Raw genomic sequence first — 16,773 nt, 5'->3', positions numbered from 1 at the left:
CTTGGCACCCATGGGGCTTACCGAGTGGGCGTACTCGCTCTCTGAATCGATGCTGTCCGAACCGCTGCCGCGCCGCTGGGCGCACTCCCTTGGAGTCGCCAAGCGGGCCCGTTCCCTGAGCCCGATCCTCGGCCAGGACGCTGAACTGTTGGAGGCCGCGGCCGTCCTGCACGACGTCGGTTATTCCCCCTCCATCGCCACCACGGGCTTCCACCCGCTCGACGGCGCGCGGTTCCTCCGCGACCAGGAGGGTGCCGACGACCGGGTTGTGCGGCTCGTGGCCCATCACTCCTGCGCGCTCCTGGAGGCCGAGGAGCGGGGGCTCCGGCACGAGCTGGAGTCCGAGTTCGCCCTGGAGCGGCCGGAGCTGGTGGACGCGCTCATCGTCTCCGACATGACGACGACGCCGGACGGCGAGCACACGACGCCGGCGGCCCGGCTGGACGAGATCGTGCAGCGGTACGGGCCGGACACGATCGTCGGCCGTTTCATCCAGCGGGCTGCGCCGGAGATCTACGCCGCGAACGAGCGCGTAGAGCTCCGGATGGCTTCCGCCGCGGCCAGCGCTCAACCGATGTAGGGCTCCCGTCGGGTCTCGTCCAGGCCGTGCGCGATGCGGAGCCGCATGGACGGGTGAATGTCCAAGCCATCGAGGTCCGCCGGGTCCACCCAGCGGACCTCCTTCGATTCACTGCTGGTCCGGAGAGCGCCCCCGACCGGGCGGGCCCGGAAGCAGATAGAGAACTGTTGTCGCACCTCTCCGTCGTCGTAGGCGAGGACGTGATCAGGGTCGGTGTAGAGCCCGACGATGTTGTCGACCTCGACGCGAATCCCGGTCTCTTCCTCGACCTCACGCACGGCCGTATCGCCGATCCGCTCCCCGATATCGTGGCCGCCGCCGGGAAGTGCCCACAGGTCGTTGTCCGTCTTGTGGATCAGGAGGAGGTGCCCACGCTCGTCGCGGACCACGACCGTCACGGACGGCACCACCGAGTTGGCCTTTGGCGCCTTTGGGTCGCGGAAGTAGTCGATCCTGCTCATGCGTCCGATCCTCGCAGGTCGGTGGGCGAGGAGATGGGGCGAGCGCTCTCCCAGACGCGTTCGACGCTCTCCGCGTAGGCGTCGAACAGCTCTCCTCCGGGGACGCGCTGAAGGTGCAGCACCGGCGCCATGTAGGCGCCGACGCCGTACAGGTGTCCGTTCGCCAGCATCACGTCATCGGCACGGTAGATCGAGTTGTAGAGGGTGGTGGAGTGTAGCCGGAACTCCACTCCAGGAAGCCTGAACAGCGGCGCGTAGTTCACCAGCGCATTGCGAATCTTGCTCGCCATCGCACCGCCGATGCCCTCGTCCTCGCCGCGCACGGCGACGGCGGCCGAGTCGGGGTCACCGAGCATGAATCGGATCCGTAAGCCATCGGCCGACTTCTCTTTCACCACCTGATGGAACGCAGCGTCCTCGGTAAGCCAGAAGCCTGAGTAGACCAGCACGTCGAAGTGCCGCTTGGCGCCGGCGTAGAGCTGCGGCCAAAGCCGGTTCGGCACGACCGAGCGGTGCGGGTAGAGCTGGACCAACTCGGCATTGCCTGCCTCAGTCACCTCCGCCGACGTCCGCTCTTCCGGCCAGAGGAAGGACACCTCGCGCCCGAGAAGCGATGCCGTCGCGTACTTGTACCGGCGGTACGGCTGGCGCTTGGGCTCATTGACCCAGCGCTCCACGGTCTTCGCCGACACCCCCAGTCGCTCCGCAATCTGATCGAGCGTCATGCCGCTCTCGACGATCGCGCCGCGCAACCGTTCATTGGCCATGCCGTGCACTCCCCCCTGAGGGACGACTTGGGACGACTTCACCGTAGCGAAGACGTCCGGGAGTTGGGCAAGCACGGGGTTCATCGTCGTGCCTGATCAAGCCACGCTTTAGGTACCTCAGCGGGGCGGACGCGCGAAGTCGAAAGAACCGAAGGACTTGACGTCGCGAACCATCCACCCCATCCTGAGGAACAGGTACTACATGTACCTCACGCCCGGAGGGCTCCGCATTAGGCGGGTCGGCTCGATGGAAGCGACTGCTGGCTTGAGAACTGAACAGTGAGATCAGAACGACAGGCATCTGCGACAAGCCGCAGGCCCTGCCGCACGAGCAGCAAGCACCTTCTCCCATGCCGCCCCTACAGGGCGGACAAGTGATTCACACGTGCGGTGAGACAAGGGCAAAGATCACGGGCCCCGCTGGGGCCGCCTAGCACTTCCCCATCCTTCGCAGCCGTTCGGCTGCGGCCGGTTGCCTCCCTCGCCCGTCCGGTCCCTCTGGGGCTGTACGGGCGGGGCGGTGGGGAGCCGGAGAAGTCCCCTGGTTCTAACGGCGTGAGCCCCCGGTGCTGGAACACCGAGGGCTCGGTTCGGGCCGTTCCTACCCCCTTGCTACGAAGGGAGCACGACCCAATGAGGTCCATCGCTGCACTTCAGGCCGTTGTTACGGCCATCCCGTTCGACGGTGAGCCGACGGACGCGGAGCTGGACGCGATTGAGCAGGAGATGCCGCTGATCCTGGCGGAGGTCGACCTGCTCGGCGTGGAGATCTCCCTGCTGGACCGTCCGGTCACCGAGCTGGACGAGCGGCGGCTGCGCCGGCACCGCAACCGGGTGCTGGCGGCCCTCCGGGACCTGACCAACCGCGCCGGCGTGGCGCTGTCGGGCGGTGCCGCGTGAACCGCCTCACCTTCTGGGCTCTGCTCGCCCTGTGCGTCGCCGTGGAGGTCCTGGGGCTGATCACCGGCCGCCGGGACGTCCACTACGCCGGCGCCATCGCCGCCCTCGGTGTCATCGCCGTCGCCCGGCTGCTCTACCTGGCCCACAAGAACGGGGAGAGCGAGTGATGAGCGAGCGCATTGAGTTCCACGGTGACGTCGCCGAGCTGCTGGCGGCGATCGTCGAAGCGCTGGACGTGCCGATGCCGTCGATCGACCGGGCGGACCAGCGAGAGCACTACAGCCTGCTGCGGGCCCGCTCGTCGGACGTGCGGATCGCCCTGCACGCGCTGCTGCGCTACCCCGGGGTGCTGGACGACACCATCGAGGACATCCGGCGCTGGACGGCACGCAATCCCGTCACCTACACCCCGTTCGTCTTCGAGGAGCGGGAGGGCGAGGGATGAGCGCCACGGGCAAGCCTCTGTCCCGGGTGCAGCAGTGGGTGCTTGGGGTTGCGTTCGTGCCGATGCTCGCCACGGGCGGCGCCGGCGCGTTCGGCACCTTCACCAACATCAAGGCCGCTTACGGCTCGGGCACGGCGGTGGGTGCGGTCGCGGCCGGCGAGGGCGCCACCGCGGTTCTCGCGGTCGTGCTGCTCGGGCTGACGCTGCTGGGTCAGTCCGCGCCGCTGGTGATCCGGGCGGGGTTGTGGGCTCTTCCCGCCGCCGCGTCGGCGATGTCGGCGATGGCCGCCGCCACGCCGGGCGAGATGGTCATCTACGCGCTGACCCCGCTGGGCATGACCGCGTCGGCCGAGGGCGCTGCGTTTCTGGCGCGGCGGATCGTGGTCTACCGCGACGGCCGGGATGCCGAAGCCGAGCGTCGGGCCGCCGAGGTCGTCCAGGCCCTCGCCTACCACCGGGCCCGCGCCGCGAACCACCCCGACGACAAGGTCCGGCGCAAGTCGGACCTCACGTCGTGGAAGCTCGCGCGGAAGGTCAGAGCCGGTGACCTCGCCCTCGGCGAGCGGCTGCTCGACGTCCAGCGCACCCAGCTCACCGACGGCGCGACCGCGGCCCTCGCCGCCATGTACTCCATCACCCCGACCGCGCCGGAGCTTTCGGCCGGTCCGGTCGCCGGGCCGGAGCCGGTGACGGTGGAGCTGGAGGTGGATCGGTCCACCCGACCGATCCACCCCGCAAACCCGGAGGAATCGACCCAGACCATGATGGAACGGTCTACCTCTGAGCAGGCCGTTCCCGCCCTGGAACCCGCCCCGGCCGAGCCGTGGTCGTATGACCTGTTCGAGGGTGAAGAGTCCACCCCGCCCGCCGTCACCGAGCCGGTCGAGTCGACCGGTCCGGCGGTGGTCCGGGCGGTCGCGGCCGAGCAGTCGGCCCCGCGTCGGGTGACCCGCCGGGTGCCCGAATCCGCGAAGTCGGTCCAGCCGCGCCGCAGCAAGGGAGAGTTGCTGGCAGAGGCGCGGCAGTTCACCGAGTCGTGGCCCATCGAGCACCTGACCGGTGACCGGCTGCGCAAGGCCCTGCGCACGTCGCCGGCGAACGGCCGGTGGCTGCGCGACACCCTGAAGGCCGAGCGGACGGGCGCCGCGTGAGCGGGCTGCGGATCGGCTCGGTGTGTACCGGTTACGGCGGTCTGGACATGGCCGTCCAGGCCGTCATGGGCGGGTCGCTCACGTGGGTCGCGGACAACGACCCCGGGGCGGCCCGCATCCTGACCCACCACCACCCCCAGGTGCCGAACCTCGGCGACATCACCGCCGTCGACTGGGCCGACGTGGCGCCGGTGGACGTCCTGTGCGGCGGGTATCCGTGCCAGCCGTTCTCGCTGGCAGGCAAGCGGAAAGGAACCACTGATGAGCGGCACATCTGGCCGTACATCGCGAACGCCCTTCGCGTTCTACGACCCCGCTACGCGGTCTTTGAGAACGTCGCAAACCACCTTCGACTGGGGTTTGCCGACGTCCTCGCCGACCTTGCCCGCCTCGGGTTCGATGCGGAGTGGTGCGTTGTACGCGCGTCGGAGGTCGGCGCTGCCCACGACCGACGCCGCCTCTTCCTCCTCGCCCGGCCTGCCGACCCCCAGGGCCCGGGACAGCCGCAGGAAGGGCTTCGAGGACGCCTTGCCGAACGTGGTGGCCCTGCTGCCGACACCGACCGCGTCGGAGGCGACCGGCCCGGGCCACGCCGGCCGGGGCGGGATGAACCTGCGGCACACGGTGACGCTCCTGCCGCCCCCCCGGGCGTCGGACGGCGAGAAGGGCGGCCCGAACCAGCGGGGCTCGAAGGGGGACCTGGCTCTTCCGTCGGCGGTGGTGCACCTGCTGCCCACGCCGGTGGCGGCGGACGGGGACCGATCGAGTCCGACGTACAGCCGGGGCAACCCGACGCTGCGTGGGGCCGTTTCCTCCCCGCCGTCGCCCGCTGGGAAGCCGTCCTCGGACGCACTGCACCACGAGCAACTGACGATCGACATCGACTGAACCCGCCGTTCGTCGAATGGCTCATGGGCCTGCCCGCCGGCCACGTCGTGAACGTGCCCGACCTCACCCGCACCCAGCAACTCAAGGCACTGGGCAACGGGGTCGTCCCGCAACAGGCCGAAGCCGCCCTCAGGGCCATGCTCGCCCGCACCGAACCCACCATCGGCACGCCCTCCCTCGCCGCCTGAGCAGCCACGAAAGGACGTGAACCACATGAACAACCTCCCCGAGCCCGTCCGGGTGGTGCAGCTCCCGGACGGCACCTACACCTACGCCGACCACCTGCCTGCGACGTTCCAGCCCGGGGCGCCGCAGGTGGTCCACCAGCACATCCACCAGGCGCCGCCGGACCGCACCGTGCAGCGGATCGCGCTCGGCTCCGGCATCGGCGCCGGCGCGGTCGCCGGAGGCGTGTACTTCGGCCCGCTGCTGGTCGGCGCGCTGACCGCGATCGCCGCGAACCTGGCCCTGCTCGCGTTCCTCGCCGCCGTCCTCTCGTGGGGCGTGGTCACCGTCGTCCGCAGCATCGGCGGCAAGGACGGCCAGCAGGCCGCCGCCGCCATCGGCAAGGCCCGCCGGGGCCGGAAGGGAAAGTGATGGGCCTGTTCAGCCGGAAGACGTCCACCCCGTCCGAACCGCGTACCCCCGCCCCGGAAGAGGTCGCCGCCGCCGGCCGCGCGCTCGCCCGCGGCAACACCAAGCCCGCCGACCGGCTCGTCGCCGAAGCCGGAGCCAACGGCCGGGCCGTGGCCATGGCGATCCTCGCCGACTCCGTCGACTACACGCAGGACTGACGCCTGCCTGTCCGCCCCACCCATCGGGTTGGGGCGGGCGGGGAGTCGGGACAGTCCCGGCCCCGGAAAGGGGTCCCGTCGTGGCCAGCAACAAGAAGACCTCCGAGCAGGACTTCCCCAAGCTCACCGCCGGCGAGACCGCCCGGCTCGGCTGGACCGTGGCCCGTATGGCCAAGCGGTGCCTGGCCGGTGAGAACGCCGACCGTTCCGACCTGGAGCGGAAGTTCGAGCGGATCGTCGACGGCGCCCGCGACCGCGCCGAGAAGAACGCCAAGAAGGACCGCAAGTAGCTGTGTCCCGGGGTGGCCGACAGCCGCCAAGCACACCGGCCGCCCCGGGCCTCTGCACCACTACCCCGTATCGAGCAGCAGCAGGAGACCAGCATGACCGAGACGCCCACGGCCGCGCACCTGCGTCCTGTCCCCGACATCGAGCCCGACGACGAGACGCCCACCGCCCCCGTGGCCGTCGACAACCCGAACCTGCCCGACCCGAAGGTCACGATCGAGAAGCGCAAGCCCGTGCTCGCCGGGTGGCTCACCAACCGGCGCGACTTCCTTGCGACCGCCCGCCACACCGGGGCGAACCTCGGCTACGCCGCCCTGTTCCACGGGGTGCGGATCCCGGTGTATGCCGGGCGGCTGGCCCTGATGGCGCCGCGCGGAGCCTGCCGGTTCGTCGCCTCCACGAACCGGTGGGTGTGGGACCGCGAAGCGGCCCCGCTGCGGGACTACGCGGTGCGGACCGAGGACGTCGAGGAGTACATGCGCTTGTCCCGGCTGCGGGCCGGGCGCGTGCGGCTGCGCGGTCTGGTCACCGTCGTGGCCGCCGTGTTCGGCACCGGCTTCGGCCTCTGGCTCTACGTCATGGCCCCCGCGTTCCTGTACGCGTTCGCCGCCGGCGGGGTGCTGCTGCTCGGCCTGGCCGGTCAGCAGCCGGATGCCCCGGTCGTGGGTCCGGCGGTGCTGAAGACCGAGGTCCAGAAGCTCACCGGGTCGATCGTGCTGCGCGGTCTGGACTCGATCGGCAACGCGAAGATCTCCGCCGCCATCAAGAAGGGCGGCGACATGAACGGCCTGCGGTTCGTCTCGGAGATCGTGCGGGACGGGCCCGGATACCGCGCCGACCTCGACCTTCCCTACGGCGTGACGCCCGAGGACATCATGGATGCCCGCAAGCCCCTCGCGTCCGGTCTGCGCCGCAAGACCGGCTGCGTGTGGCCCTCGCCCGACCCGGCCGAGCACGAGGGCCGCCTGATCCTGTGGGTCGGGGACAAGCCGATGAACGAGACCACCAAGCCCGCCTGGCCGCTACTGAAGACGGGCACGGTCGACCTGTTCAAGCCGGTCGTCTTCGGCAACGACCAGCGCATGCGGGACGTGTCGGTGACGCTCATGTTCGCCTCGGTCGTTGTCGGCTCCATCCCCCGCATGGGCAAGACCTTCCTCATGCGGCTGCTCCTGCTGATCGCCGCCCTAGACCCGCGCGCGGAGATCCACGCGTACGACTTCAAGGGCACCGGCGACTTCGGCGCCCTGGAGCCGGTCTGCCACCGCTACCGCGCCGGCGAGGACGACGAGGACATCGAATACGTCGTCGCCTCCCTGCGAGAGCTGCGCGAGGAGCTGCGGCGCCGGGCGAAGGTCATCAAGTCCCTGCCCCGCTCCCGCTGCCCGGAGTCGAAGGTCACCCCCGAGCTGGCGAACGACAAGAGCCTCGGGCTGCACCCGATCATCGCCGGGTTCGACGAGTGCCAGGTCCCCTTCGAGCACGACAAGTACGGGGCCGAGATCGAGGAGATCTGCGTCGACATCACCAAGCGCGGTCCCGCGCTCGGCATCGTCGGCATGTTCGGCACCCAGCGCCCCGACGCCAAGTCCCTGCCGACCGGCATCTCCGCCAACGCCGTCCTGCGGTTCTGCCTGAAGGTCATGGGCCACACCGCCAACGACATGGTCCTCGGCACCGGCGCCTACAAGGCCGGATACCGGGCCACGATGTTCTCCCGCTCCGACCGCGGCATCTGCTGGATGGCCGGCGAGGGAGACGACCCCCGCATCGTCGCGTCCGCGTTCGTCGACGCCGTCGCCGCCGAGCAGGTCGTAGCCCGCGCCCGCCAGGTCCGCGAGGAGTACGGCAACATCACCGGCCACGCCATCGGCAAGGGCCCCGACAAGGCCGCCGGGACCGACATCCTCGCCGACGTCCTCGACACCATCGCCGAGGACGAGAAGGCGGTGTGGTGCGAGCGGATCGCCGCCCGTCTGGCCGAGCGGCGCCCCGACACCTACGCCGGGTGGAAGGGCGAGAACGTCACCGCCGCTCTCAAGCCGTTCGGCATCAAGCCGGGCCAGGTCTGGGGCACCACCGACGACGGCAAGGGCGCCAACCGGCGCGGCGTCGACCGCTCCGCCATCACCGCAGCCATCACGCAGCGTAAGGCGGAACGGGACGCGGCCTGACTCAGCAGCACTGCTAGACCTAGCACCCGTGCCTGCTAGGTCTAGCACTCCCGCTAGCACCCAATCGAGCCGCTGACCTGCGCACTAGCGTCTAGCGGCCCACCTGCGAAAACCCCTGGAAACCGCCCCTGAGACGCAAGGAGGCCCCTCCATGGCCCTCGCTAGCCTGCTCGTCCTGCTCGCCCTCGCCGGTTACGCACTGTTGTGCATGGCGTCGCCGTTCGCTGACTGCCGCAAGTGCCGCGGACTCGGCTACAAGGTCGTCCTCGACCGCAAGGACCGCCCCAAGCGCGACAAGCCCTGCCGCCGCTGCAAGGGCCGCGGCAAGCGCCTGCGGATCGGCCGCCGCCTGCACAACCACAGCCGCGCCGTCCACCACGCCGGCACCCGCTGACCCCGGACACGAAAGCGGCCGACGGCGCCCGTCATCAGACGTACCCCGCTCCTAGCTGGAGCCAGGCGGACGCAGCCGTCGGCCATGCCCCGAGCTTGTCAGCACCCGAGACCCGCGCAGCCTACCCAGCCACCCCGACCAACCGCCAAGGAGTAACCAGCATGGCCGTGACCATATCCCTGGTCTTCCTCTTCGGACTCGTCCTGTTCTTCCTCCTGCGCTCCAACAGCCTCAGCTACGGCTCCGCGTTCATCGCCGTCATGTTCGGCTTCTTCCTCGCCTCCACCGGCGCCGCCGAGCCCATCAACCAGCTCGCCAACGCCGTCCTCGACGCCGTCCGCAACCTGTAGGAGCAGCCTTGGCCACCCGACGCGTCTCCTGCTACGTCGCCGTGTGCGACCTGTGCGGCAACAGCGCCCACGACGAGGGTTTCACCCCGCACTACGACAGCCCCGGCGAGGCCATCGAGTGCGCCGTCGACAGCGGTTTCGACGAGCGCAGCGGCTGGACCCTGACCCCCACCGGCGTCCTGGTGTGCGACCAGGTCAAGGACGCCGCCCACGAGGACGCCCACGCCGCCGCCGGCAAGCGCATGAGCGGCTGCGCCATGGCCGTCACCTTCCCCCGCGACTAGCAACCAGAAAGAGACCCCGTGCCCCGACTCCGCATCCGCTGGACCACGTGGCCCCGCCCGGCCCTGATCCTGACCGACACGCCCCGCCCGAACTGCGCCGAGTGCCGGGGCGAGGGCGGACACGCCTACGACTACGGCGACTCCGAGACCGGCGAGTACGCCGGCACCGAGTGGGACCCGTGCCCCTGCTGGAACGAGGACCGCTCCTGGGTCCTGCTCCCGCTCCCCAAGGTCCCGCGCCGCCACCGGCCCCACGTCGACCCGTGGGGCAACGGCTACAGCGACGAGCCGCCGTTCTAGCAACGCCAAGGGCGGCCCCCCATTCCGCCAAGAACCGGGGCCGCCCTCATCTGCCAGCACTCCCAAGAGAACTGGAGACATCCAGCATGACCCATGCCACCCCGGTCCGGCGAGACGCCCGGCCCGGCCCCCTGCTCGACCTCGCGCTCACACTCGCGACCGGCGGGCTGCCGGTGCTGCCGCTGAGCGCCGACAAGCGCCCGTTCGGCAACTGCCCCGACTGCGCCGACAACGCATGCGGCGGGCGGCCGAACATGAAGACCCCCGGCCCGTGCCTGTGCCCGCGCCCGTGCCACGGCTGGGCCGCCGCCACCCTCGACCCCACCGTGCTCGCCTCCGGCCCATGGGCGGCCGCATGGCGCCGCGCCGGGGCCGTCGCCTACCACCCCGGCGGCGCCGGAGTGACCGTGGTCGACCTCGACGACGCCGACGCCGTCGACTGGGCCCGCGCCACCCTGCCGCCGACCCGCACCGTGCCCACGACGCGCGGCGAGCACTGGGTCTACCGGGGCGTGATGCGCTCCGCCAACCACGTCCGGGACAGCATCGACATCAAGTCCCGGATGCAGTACGCCCGATGGCTCGGCCCCGGCACCGGCACCATGACCCTCCTGCCGCCCGTCGTCCGCGCGCTGGTGGAGAGGGAAGAAACCACCCGGCCCCGCGCGGGGGTGGACTCTTCGACCACCCGCGCCCGGTGGGACCGGTCGGTGGCCACCGGCTGCCGCCACACCGAGCGCTACGTCCTGACCGGCCTGAGCCGGGGCCTGGACAACATCAGGGTCCACCCCGACCAGGGCGCCGGGACGGCCGCCTACGGGGCCGCCGCGTTCCTCGCCAAGCAGCACACCGCCTGCCCCGGCCCGTGCGGCCTGGAGACGCTCGGCGAGCACCTCGTGGACGCGGCCGTCTGCGTCGGCGTACCCGAGCCGTACGCGCGCCGCGCCGTCGCCAACGGCCTCGCCCTGGGAGCGACGACGTGACCGCCGCGAACCGACCCCGGCCGCTGCGGGCGGTGGGCGCCCCGAAGGGCGTCGCCGAAGGCGTCCTTTCTGGTTCTGACCCGCAGCCAGCCACCGGGCCCCGCGTGGTCGGGTTGCTCCGGATCTCCGCCCCCACCTCGCGGGGCGGGTCGCCGAGCGCGTCGTCGTTCTGCTCGTGTGGCCGCTACGAGACCGCGCGCGGCGAGCGCGCCGTGGCCGCGCTGGTCGCTGCTCACACCGCTCACCGCACCCCGTGCCCGCTCCAGTCCGAGGGGAGGACCGCCGCGTGAGCGCCGAGGAGGAACTGCCCGCGCCGTCCAACCCGCTCGCCGTCGCCCGGCGGATCGTGCCCGACTGGCATACCGGGGACGGCCGCCTGCGGCTGCGCCGGTGGCGCGGGTCGTGGATGCAGTGGACGGGCACTTGTTGGCGGGAGTACGACGAGCAGCAGATGCGCGCCGGACTCTACGAGCGCCTGGAGCACGCCACGTTCTGCGCCGGCGTCGACAAAGCCGGGGTGCGGGAGGTGCGGGAGTGGGCGCCGACGAAGACGAAAATCAGCAACCTGCTCGACGCGCTGAGCGCCATCACCTTCCTGCCCACTGACACCGACGCCCCCGCGTGGATCGACCACGAGCGCGGCAAGCACGACACAAGCCCGATCGTGGCGTGCCGCAACGGGCTGCTGCGCATCCGGGACCGCGAGTTGCTGCCCCACGGGCCCGGGTTCTTCAACCTGGTGTCCGTGCCGTACGACTACGACCCCGACGCGACCGCCCCCGCCTGGGAGGCGTTCCTGGCGGGGATCTGGCCGGACGACCCCGAGTCCATCGCCGCCCTTCAGGAGTGGTTCGGCTACGTGCTCTCCGGCCGCACCGACCAGCAGAAGATTCTCCTGATGAAGGGCCCGTCCCGCTCCGGAAAGGGCACCATCGCCCGCATCCTGAAGGAACTGGTCGGCAAGGAGAACCTGGCCGGGCCGACCCTCGCCGGTCTCGGCACAAACTTCGGGCTCTCCACCCTCATCGGCAAGCCGCTCGCCGTCATCTCCGACGCCCGACTGTCCGGCGACGGCGGGCAGGTGGTCGAGCGGCTGCTGACCATCTCCGGCGAGGACACCATCGACATCGACCGGAAGTACCGCGAGCCCTGGACGGGCAAGCTGCCCACCCGGCTCATGGTCCTCACCAACGAACTGCCGAACTTCGGCGACTCCTCCGGCGTCATCGCCCGCCGCTTCATCGTCCTCAACATGACCGTCTCCTGGCTCGGCAAGGAAGACACCGGCCTGACGGAGAAGCTCGCCGCCGAGATGCCCGGCATCATCAACTGGGCCCTCGACGGCCTCATCCGCCTCCAGCGCACCGGCCGGATCACCGAACCGGCTTCCTCGCAGGACGCGGTCATGACCATGCAGGACACCGCTTCGCCCACGTCCGCGTTCGTCCGCGAGCGCTGCACCACCGGCCCCACCCGCGAAGTCCCCGTGGACATCCTCTGGGCCGCATGGCGGGAGTGGGCCGAGGACAACGGCGTGAAGTCCATCGGCACCAAGCAGCTCTTCGGCCGCAACCTGCTCTCCGTCGTCCCCCAGCTCCACCGCACCCGGCCCCGCGATGCGTACGGCCGGCAGGTCGCCACCTACGCCGGGATCACGCTCAACGCGTCGGAGCCACATTCCTGAGAGTCGCGACTCATCGCGACTCAAGACCCCGAAACCCGGCTCTGAGTCGCGATGAGTCGCGACTCAGAGCAATGTCACGCCAACTTTCTCTGAGGAGTCCCGTGGCACGTCAGCCGATGCTCAAGCTCCCCGAGGTTCTGGCCGAGCTCGACATGAGCCGAGCCGCCTTCTACCGGATGCGCGCCCGCAGTAAGGGGCCGCGCCTGATCAAGCTCCCCAACGGACAGCTCCGCGTTCGGCGTTCGGACCTGGACGCCTGGCTGTCCCAGTGCGAGGAAGCCGCCGCCTGATCCACCCCGTATCGAGGGGGCCCACCGCCGGTGGGCCCCCTCACCTATCTGGAGAGACATGCTCACGTACGACGTGGAATTCTGGGCTATCCGGCAACGCAACCGGCCGAAGCCGTTCGAACTGCGGTGGCGGGTCGGCGAGCAGCGACACTCCCGAAGCTTCAAGCTCAAGACGCAGGCGGAAGGGCGCCAGAACGAGCTGATGGCCGCGCTGCGCAAGCGCGAGCAGTTCGACGAGGAGACCGGGCTGCCGGTCTCTGAGCTTGAAGTTCTGACCACGCCCACCTGGTACGAGCACGCCACCGCGTACGTGCTCATGAAGTGGCCGAACGCGGCGGCCAAGCACCGCGCGAGCATCGCCGAGACCTTGGCCACCATCACGCCGGTCTTCGCGTCCAGCTCACGCGGGGCTCCGGAAGCCGCCGTGCTGCGGAAGGCGCTCTATGGGTGGGCCTTCCGTGCGGTGAGGGACGCGGAGGGCACCCTGCACATGCGACACCAGGTCGAGGAGCCGCCGGCCGACGTCGCCAAGGCGCTCGCCTGGATCTCTGAGCACACGTACAAGGTGACCGAGGTCGCCCGGTCGGACCGGCTGCGCGCGGCCCTGGACGCCATTTCCCGGAAGCTCGATGGGAAGCCTGCGGCCGACAACACGGTGAACCGGAAGCGCATGGTGCTGAGCAACGTGCTGCGGTACGCCGTTGAGCGCACGATCCTCCCCGCGAACCCGCTGGGTGGCGTGGACTGGGCGGCCCCGGTGAAGGACGACGAAGTCGACTTCCGGTACGTCCCCAACCCAGAGCAGGTCACCGCCCTCATCGGGGCCGTGAGGCAGATCAGCGACCGCGGCGAGCACCTGGCCGCGTTCTTCGGGTGCCTCTACTACGCCGCCATGCGCCCCTCGGAGATCGCGGCCTTGCGCGAGGCCGACTGCACGCTGCCGGAATCCGGGTGGGGCGAACTCGTCCTCGCCGGAAGCCGTCCCGAAGTCGGGTCCGGCTGGACGGACGACGGGAAGTCGTACGACGAGCGCGGCCTGAAGAGGCGAGCGCGAAAGGCCACCCGCCCGGTACCGATTCCTCCGGTCCTCACGACGATGCTCCGGGGGCACATCGAGCGGTACGGGGTGGCGGACGACGGCCGTCTCTTCCGGGCGGTCGAGAAGGGACGTGTCACATCCACCGAGTACTGCGCGCTCTGGGACGCGGCCCGCCTCAAGGCACTCTCGGCGAAAGAGGCCAAGACGCCCCTTGCGGATGTGCCGTACTCGCTGCGGCACGCGGGGGTGTCCCTGTGGATCAACTCCGGAGTGGATCCGGTGGAAGTCGCCCGGCGAGCGGGGCACAGCCTCACGGTTCTCTTCCGGTTCTACGCCAAGATCCTGCGAGGGCAGCAGGACAAGGCGAACGCGCTCATCGAGCAGGGGCTCAACGGCGGCTGAGTCGCCGATCCTGGCCCGCCCCTGGCCCGCACGCACTGGTCAGGACCGGGATACGGGCGAGTCAGGGTGAGACAAGGTGCACGCAGAGGGCGGGCCCCGGGATTCGGGGCCCACCCTCTGACCTGCTGCTTCTCTGACCTGGCGGTGGGTGTGGGATTTGAACCCACGGAGACATCGCTGCCTCGACGGTTTTCAAGACCGTTCCCTTAGGCCGCTCGGGCAACCCACCCTCGCCCCGCCTCACCTGGCGGGGAGCGGGCTACAGCCTACCGGCTGGACGGCGCGGGCACGGAAGCCCGACCACAGGTTGACCACGAGCTCGCGCGGGTCCGGCCGACGGCGGGCGGGCGGGTGAGGGCGTCGCCTGAGTGGCTGCTCTCCGTTCGCGGCGTTTCGCCCCGCTTTCTAGCCTGGCGATAGCCATTGCGGAGGAGGTCGACATGCCGACGAGTGAGCCGTCCGGGGGCAGGCCGCAGTGGGGAAGTCCGGGCTACGGCCCACCGGTTCCCGGGCAACACCCGTCTCCGCCGGAACCGCCGCGGAAGACGCGGTGGGGGCGCGGCTGTCTGTGGGGGTGCGCAGGCGCTCTGGCCGCAGTGATCGCCATCGTCGTGGTGGTGACCGTCATCATCGCGGCGGGGGATGGCGACCAGGACACGACCCCCGCGCCGAGTACGACCACCGCCGCAGAGACCCCGCAGGGCGAGCGGGCGGATCTGATCAGCTTCCAGTTGGACGACCGCTCGGTGGCCGGGCTGACCAACGTCTGGGTCGTCTGGACGATCAGGAACAACAGCAGCGAGAAGTCCGACTACGCGTGGGACTGGGAGGCCGTCGACGCCGCCGGTACCCGGCTGGCGGACGGCACCGAACTGGAGACGAACGTGCAGCCCGGCCAGACGGCCCAGGGGGAGTTCCCCACGACGCTCAAGACCGTGAAGGGCATCAAGCTCAACATCACCAGCTTCAACCGCACTGCCAGCCCGTGAGCGTGCCGCCAGGTCCGCCTCCGCTCGGGAGGCGGACCTGGTGCTGTGGAGGAGCTCTAGGTCAGCTGTCGCCCGTGCGTTCGCCCAGGGTGACCGTGGTCGTGGCGGGCTTGCCGTTGCGTTCGTAGGTGATCTTGACCGAGTCGCCGGGCTTGTGGGTCCAGATCTCGCTGATCAGGGTCGGGCCGCTGTCGATCTGGCGGTCGCCGAAGCCCGTGATGACGTCGCCCGGCTTCAGGCCGGCCTTGGCGGCGGGGCCGTCGGGGGTGAGGGAGGGGGTGCCGCCGGAGCCCGAGTCGGCGATGACGGCGCCCTCGCCGCGGTCCTGCATGTTCACCGTGGCGCCGATGACCGGGTAGACGGGCTTGCCCGTCTTGATCAGCTGCTCGGCCACGTTCTTCGCCTGGTTGACCGGGATCGCGAAGCCGAGGCCGATCGAACCGGCCTGGGACTGGCCGAAGCCGCTGCCCGCCGACTGGATCGCGGAGTTGATGCCGATCACCGCGCCGCTCGCGTCGAGCAGCGGGCCACCGGAGTTGCCCGGGTTGATCGAGGCGTCGGTCTGCAGGGCGCTCATGTACGAGTTCTTGCCACCGCCGCCGTCGCCCGAGGCGACCGGGCGGTTCTTGGCGCTGATGATGCCCGTGGTGACCGTGTTCGACAGGCCGAAGGGCGCGCCGATCGCGATCGTCGAGTCGCCGACCGCGACCTTGTCGGAGTCGCCGAGCGGCAGCGGCGTCAGGTTCGACGGCGCGTTCTTCAGCTTGATGACCGCCACGTCGTAGCCCTCGGCACGGCCGACGACCTCCGCGTCGTACGTCTTGCCGTTGGAGAAGGTCGCGGACAGCGTGCCGCCCTCCGCCGCCGACGCCACCACGTGGTTGTTGGTGACGATGTGGCCTTCCTTGTCGTAGACGAAGCCGGTGCCCGTGCCGCCCTCGCCCTCCGAACCGCCGGACTTGGCCTGGATGGTGACGACGCTGGGCAGCGCCTTCGCCGCGACCGCGGCGACCGTGCCGGGGTCCCGCTTGAAGGAGGACGGGGCGTCGCCCGAGGAGACGGTGGTCGAGTCGGTCGTGTCGCCGTCCCGCTGGGACGCGGCCCAGTAGCCGATGCCGCCGCCGACCCCGCCGGCGACGAGCGCCGCGACGAGGACGGCCGCGACCAGTCCGCCGGTGCGCTTGCGCGGTGCCTCCGGGCCCGGCGGCACCGGCGGCGCACCCCAGGCGGGGGTCACCGGCGGGACCGGCGGCCAGCCGTCGGCGCCCTGGGCGCCCTGCGCTCCCGCTGCCGCAGCCGCTCCGGTGTACGCCGGAACCGGAGGAGGCGCGGTGGGAGGCGTGGCGGGAGGCGTGGCAGGCGCCGCGGGGGCGGACGGGGCGGCAGCGGTCTCAGCCTCCGCCGCTGCCGGAGCGGCCGGAGCCGGTGCCGGTGCCGGAGCGGCCGGAGCCGGTGCGGGAGCCGCTTCCGGAGCCGCCGGAGCTGCCGGAGCCGGTGCCGGAGCCGCCGTGCCCTCGTCCTCGTTCTCGGTGCTCACAGCTCTCTCCTCGTTCACTGCGCAGGCCGTCGCGGTGGAATGGTGGTGGTGGTGACGATGGTGCTGCGAACAG

At 70.8% G+C, this 16,773-nt stretch carries 23 protein-coding genes, 1 tRNA gene and 1 pseudogene; 21 read left to right on the top strand and 4 right to left on the bottom strand.

The window, feature by feature from the left end:
- The first annotated feature begins 10 nt into the window (after nucleotides 1–10).
- A complete protein-coding gene (locus AB0M18_RS27800) occupies nucleotides 11–580 on the top strand; it encodes an HD domain-containing protein (protein ID WP_365762647.1) in 570 nt (189 codons plus the stop codon).
- Here the strand turns inward: AB0M18_RS27800 and AB0M18_RS27795 are convergent.
- Both AB0M18_RS27795 and AB0M18_RS27790 read right to left on the bottom strand, forming a co-directional pair.
- Entirely contained in the window at nucleotides 568–1,041 is a 474-nt protein-coding gene (locus tag AB0M18_RS27795; protein ID WP_365762645.1) for an NUDIX domain-containing protein, read from the bottom strand. The genes AB0M18_RS27800 and AB0M18_RS27795 overlap by 13 nt on opposite strands.
- Nucleotides 1,038–1,808 (bottom strand): helix-turn-helix domain-containing protein, encoded by a 771-nt coding sequence (locus AB0M18_RS27790; RefSeq protein ID WP_365762643.1) that lies wholly within the window; start codon nucleotides 1,806–1,808, stop codon nucleotides 1,038–1,040. The genes AB0M18_RS27795 and AB0M18_RS27790 overlap by 4 nt, the downstream gene beginning before the upstream one ends.
- A 633-nt stretch (nucleotides 1,809–2,441) precedes the next feature.
- Between AB0M18_RS27790 and AB0M18_RS27785 the strand changes: the two genes are divergently transcribed.
- The 19 genes and pseudogenes from AB0M18_RS27785 to AB0M18_RS27695 all read left to right on the top strand — a co-directional run bounded on the left by AB0M18_RS27785 (nucleotide 2,442) and on the right by AB0M18_RS27695 (nucleotide 14,174).
- The gene (locus AB0M18_RS27785; RefSeq protein WP_365762641.1) at nucleotides 2,442–2,708 is read left to right on the top strand and encodes a DUF6284 family protein; all 267 of its coding nucleotides are present in this window, start codon (nucleotides 2,442–2,444) and stop codon (nucleotides 2,706–2,708) included.
- A complete protein-coding gene (locus tag AB0M18_RS27780; protein ID WP_365762639.1) occupies nucleotides 2,705–2,875 on the top strand; it encodes a hypothetical protein in 171 nt (56 codons plus the stop codon). The genes AB0M18_RS27785 and AB0M18_RS27780 overlap by 4 nt, the downstream gene beginning before the upstream one ends.
- A complete protein-coding gene (locus AB0M18_RS27775; protein WP_365762637.1) occupies nucleotides 2,875–3,153 on the top strand; it encodes a hypothetical protein in 279 nt (92 codons plus the stop codon). Before AB0M18_RS27780 ends, AB0M18_RS27775 begins: the two co-directional genes overlap by 1 nt.
- Entirely contained in the window at nucleotides 3,150–4,304 is a 1,155-nt protein-coding gene (locus tag AB0M18_RS27770; RefSeq protein WP_365762635.1) for a conjugal transfer protein, read from the top strand. The genes AB0M18_RS27775 and AB0M18_RS27770 overlap by 4 nt, the downstream gene beginning before the upstream one ends.
- Before the next feature lie 47 nt (nucleotides 4,305–4,351).
- Nucleotides 4,352–4,717, top strand: a pseudogene (locus tag AB0M18_RS27765) (DNA cytosine methyltransferase); the annotation flags it as partial.
- Nucleotide 4,718: 1 nt separating this feature from the next.
- Nucleotides 4,719–5,192: a hypothetical protein gene (locus AB0M18_RS27760; RefSeq protein ID WP_365762730.1), complete on the top strand. Its 474-nt coding sequence runs from the start codon at nucleotides 4,719–4,721 to the stop codon at nucleotides 5,190–5,192.
- A 23-nt stretch (nucleotides 5,193–5,215) separates the two neighbouring features.
- Nucleotides 5,216–5,380, top strand: coding sequence for a hypothetical protein (locus AB0M18_RS27755; RefSeq protein ID WP_365762728.1), 165 nt, complete (start codon nucleotides 5,216–5,218; stop codon nucleotides 5,378–5,380).
- Between the two features lie 25 nt (nucleotides 5,381–5,405).
- Nucleotides 5,406–5,789, top strand: coding sequence for a DUF6251 family protein (locus tag AB0M18_RS27750; RefSeq protein WP_365762633.1), 384 nt, complete (start codon nucleotides 5,406–5,408; stop codon nucleotides 5,787–5,789).
- Nucleotides 5,789–5,986 (top strand): hypothetical protein, encoded by a 198-nt coding sequence (locus tag AB0M18_RS27745; RefSeq protein WP_365762631.1) that lies wholly within the window; start codon nucleotides 5,789–5,791, stop codon nucleotides 5,984–5,986. Before AB0M18_RS27750 ends, AB0M18_RS27745 begins: the two co-directional genes overlap by 1 nt.
- Nucleotides 5,987–6,066: 80 nt before the next feature.
- Nucleotides 6,067–6,276, top strand: a complete 210-nt coding sequence (locus AB0M18_RS27740) for a DUF6257 family protein (protein WP_365762628.1) — start codon at nucleotides 6,067–6,069, stop codon at nucleotides 6,274–6,276.
- A 93-nt stretch (nucleotides 6,277–6,369) separates the two neighbouring features.
- Nucleotides 6,370–8,448, top strand: coding sequence for a cell division protein FtsK (locus AB0M18_RS27735; protein WP_365762626.1), 2,079 nt, complete (start codon nucleotides 6,370–6,372; stop codon nucleotides 8,446–8,448).
- A 151-nt stretch (nucleotides 8,449–8,599) separates the two neighbouring features.
- On the top strand, nucleotides 8,600–8,842 hold the full coding sequence (locus AB0M18_RS27730) for a hypothetical protein (protein WP_365762624.1): 243 nt from the start codon (nucleotides 8,600–8,602) through the stop codon (nucleotides 8,840–8,842).
- A gap of 161 nt (nucleotides 8,843–9,003) precedes the next feature.
- Complete coding sequence (locus AB0M18_RS27725) at nucleotides 9,004–9,192, top strand: hypothetical protein (protein WP_365762622.1); 189 nt, start codon at nucleotides 9,004–9,006, stop codon at nucleotides 9,190–9,192.
- Nucleotides 9,193–9,200: 8 nt separating this feature from the next.
- Nucleotides 9,201–9,476: a hypothetical protein gene (locus AB0M18_RS27720; protein WP_365762620.1), complete on the top strand. Its 276-nt coding sequence runs from the start codon at nucleotides 9,201–9,203 to the stop codon at nucleotides 9,474–9,476.
- 18 nt (nucleotides 9,477–9,494) lie between these two features.
- Nucleotides 9,495–9,776, top strand: a complete 282-nt coding sequence (locus AB0M18_RS27715; RefSeq protein WP_365762618.1) for a hypothetical protein — start codon at nucleotides 9,495–9,497, stop codon at nucleotides 9,774–9,776.
- Between the two features lie 86 nt (nucleotides 9,777–9,862).
- Nucleotides 9,863–10,759, top strand: a complete 897-nt coding sequence (locus tag AB0M18_RS27710) for a DNA primase (protein WP_365762616.1) — start codon at nucleotides 9,863–9,865, stop codon at nucleotides 10,757–10,759.
- 286 nt (nucleotides 10,760–11,045) lie between these two features.
- On the top strand, nucleotides 11,046–12,443 hold the full coding sequence (locus AB0M18_RS27705; RefSeq protein ID WP_365762614.1) for a phage/plasmid primase, P4 family: 1,398 nt from the start codon (nucleotides 11,046–11,048) through the stop codon (nucleotides 12,441–12,443).
- A 101-nt stretch (nucleotides 12,444–12,544) separates the two neighbouring features.
- Nucleotides 12,545–12,733 carry a helix-turn-helix domain-containing protein gene (locus tag AB0M18_RS27700; protein ID WP_365762612.1) on the top strand — a complete coding sequence of 63 codons (189 nt, stop codon included), beginning with the start codon at nucleotides 12,545–12,547 and terminating at the stop codon, nucleotides 12,731–12,733.
- 58 nt (nucleotides 12,734–12,791) lie between these two features.
- On the top strand, nucleotides 12,792–14,174 hold the full coding sequence (locus AB0M18_RS27695) for a site-specific integrase (protein WP_365762610.1): 1,383 nt from the start codon (nucleotides 12,792–12,794) through the stop codon (nucleotides 14,172–14,174).
- Between the two features lie 139 nt (nucleotides 14,175–14,313).
- Here AB0M18_RS27695 and AB0M18_RS27690 read toward each other — a convergent pair.
- Nucleotides 14,314–14,403, bottom strand: a tRNA-Ser gene (locus AB0M18_RS27690).
- Nucleotides 14,404–14,770: 367 nt separating this feature from the next.
- Here AB0M18_RS27690 and AB0M18_RS27685 point away from each other — a divergent pair.
- Nucleotides 14,771–15,163 carry a hypothetical protein gene (locus AB0M18_RS27685; RefSeq protein ID WP_365762609.1) on the top strand — a complete coding sequence of 131 codons (393 nt, stop codon included), beginning with the start codon at nucleotides 14,771–14,773 and terminating at the stop codon, nucleotides 15,161–15,163.
- A gap of 61 nt (nucleotides 15,164–15,224) precedes the next feature.
- Here AB0M18_RS27685 and AB0M18_RS27680 read toward each other — a convergent pair whose 3' ends face one another.
- On the bottom strand, nucleotides 15,225–16,700 hold the full coding sequence (locus tag AB0M18_RS27680; RefSeq protein ID WP_365762607.1) for a trypsin-like peptidase domain-containing protein: 1,476 nt from the start codon (nucleotides 16,698–16,700) through the stop codon (nucleotides 15,225–15,227).
- Nucleotides 16,701–16,773: the final 73 nt, after the last annotated feature.

The sequence above is a fragment of the Streptomyces sp. NPDC051909 genome, from assembly GCF_040681095.1.
Lineage (GTDB): Bacteria > Actinomycetota > Actinomycetes > Streptomycetales > Streptomycetaceae > Streptomyces.
This window is presented reverse-complemented; position numbering and strand designations above follow the sequence as displayed.

What these genes read in the sequence shown, in the direction of transcription:
- AB0M18_RS27775 (WP_365762637.1), top strand. Translation starts at nt 2,875, where the DNA reads ATGAGCGAGCGCATTGAGTTCCACGGTGACGTCGCCGAGCTGCTGGCG.
- AB0M18_RS27745 (WP_365762631.1), top strand. Translation starts at nt 5,789, where the DNA reads ATGGGCCTGTTCAGCCGGAAGACGTCCACCCCGTCCGAACCGCGTACC.
- AB0M18_RS27790 (WP_365762643.1), bottom strand. Translation starts at nt 1,808, where the DNA reads ATGGCCAATGAACGGTTGCGCGGCGCGATCGTCGAGAGCGGCATGACG.
- AB0M18_RS27725 (WP_365762622.1), top strand. Translation starts at nt 9,004, where the DNA reads ATGGCCGTGACCATATCCCTGGTCTTCCTCTTCGGACTCGTCCTGTTC.
- AB0M18_RS27755 (WP_365762728.1), top strand. Translation starts at nt 5,216, where the DNA reads ATGGGCCTGCCCGCCGGCCACGTCGTGAACGTGCCCGACCTCACCCGC.
- AB0M18_RS27695 (WP_365762610.1), top strand. Translation starts at nt 12,792, where the DNA reads ATGCTCACGTACGACGTGGAATTCTGGGCTATCCGGCAACGCAACCGG.
- AB0M18_RS27730 (WP_365762624.1), top strand. Translation starts at nt 8,600, where the DNA reads ATGGCCCTCGCTAGCCTGCTCGTCCTGCTCGCCCTCGCCGGTTACGCA.
- AB0M18_RS27710 (WP_365762616.1), top strand. Translation starts at nt 9,863, where the DNA reads ATGACCCATGCCACCCCGGTCCGGCGAGACGCCCGGCCCGGCCCCCTG.
- AB0M18_RS27785 (WP_365762641.1), top strand. Translation starts at nt 2,442, where the DNA reads ATGAGGTCCATCGCTGCACTTCAGGCCGTTGTTACGGCCATCCCGTTC.
- AB0M18_RS27800 (WP_365762647.1), top strand. Translation starts at nt 11, where the DNA reads ATGGGGCTTACCGAGTGGGCGTACTCGCTCTCTGAATCGATGCTGTCC.
- AB0M18_RS27750 (WP_365762633.1), top strand. Translation starts at nt 5,406, where the DNA reads ATGAACAACCTCCCCGAGCCCGTCCGGGTGGTGCAGCTCCCGGACGGC.
- AB0M18_RS27770 (WP_365762635.1), top strand. Translation starts at nt 3,150, where the DNA reads ATGAGCGCCACGGGCAAGCCTCTGTCCCGGGTGCAGCAGTGGGTGCTT.
- AB0M18_RS27735 (WP_365762626.1), top strand. Translation starts at nt 6,370, where the DNA reads ATGACCGAGACGCCCACGGCCGCGCACCTGCGTCCTGTCCCCGACATC.
- AB0M18_RS27795 (WP_365762645.1), bottom strand. Translation starts at nt 1,041, where the DNA reads ATGAGCAGGATCGACTACTTCCGCGACCCAAAGGCGCCAAAGGCCAAC.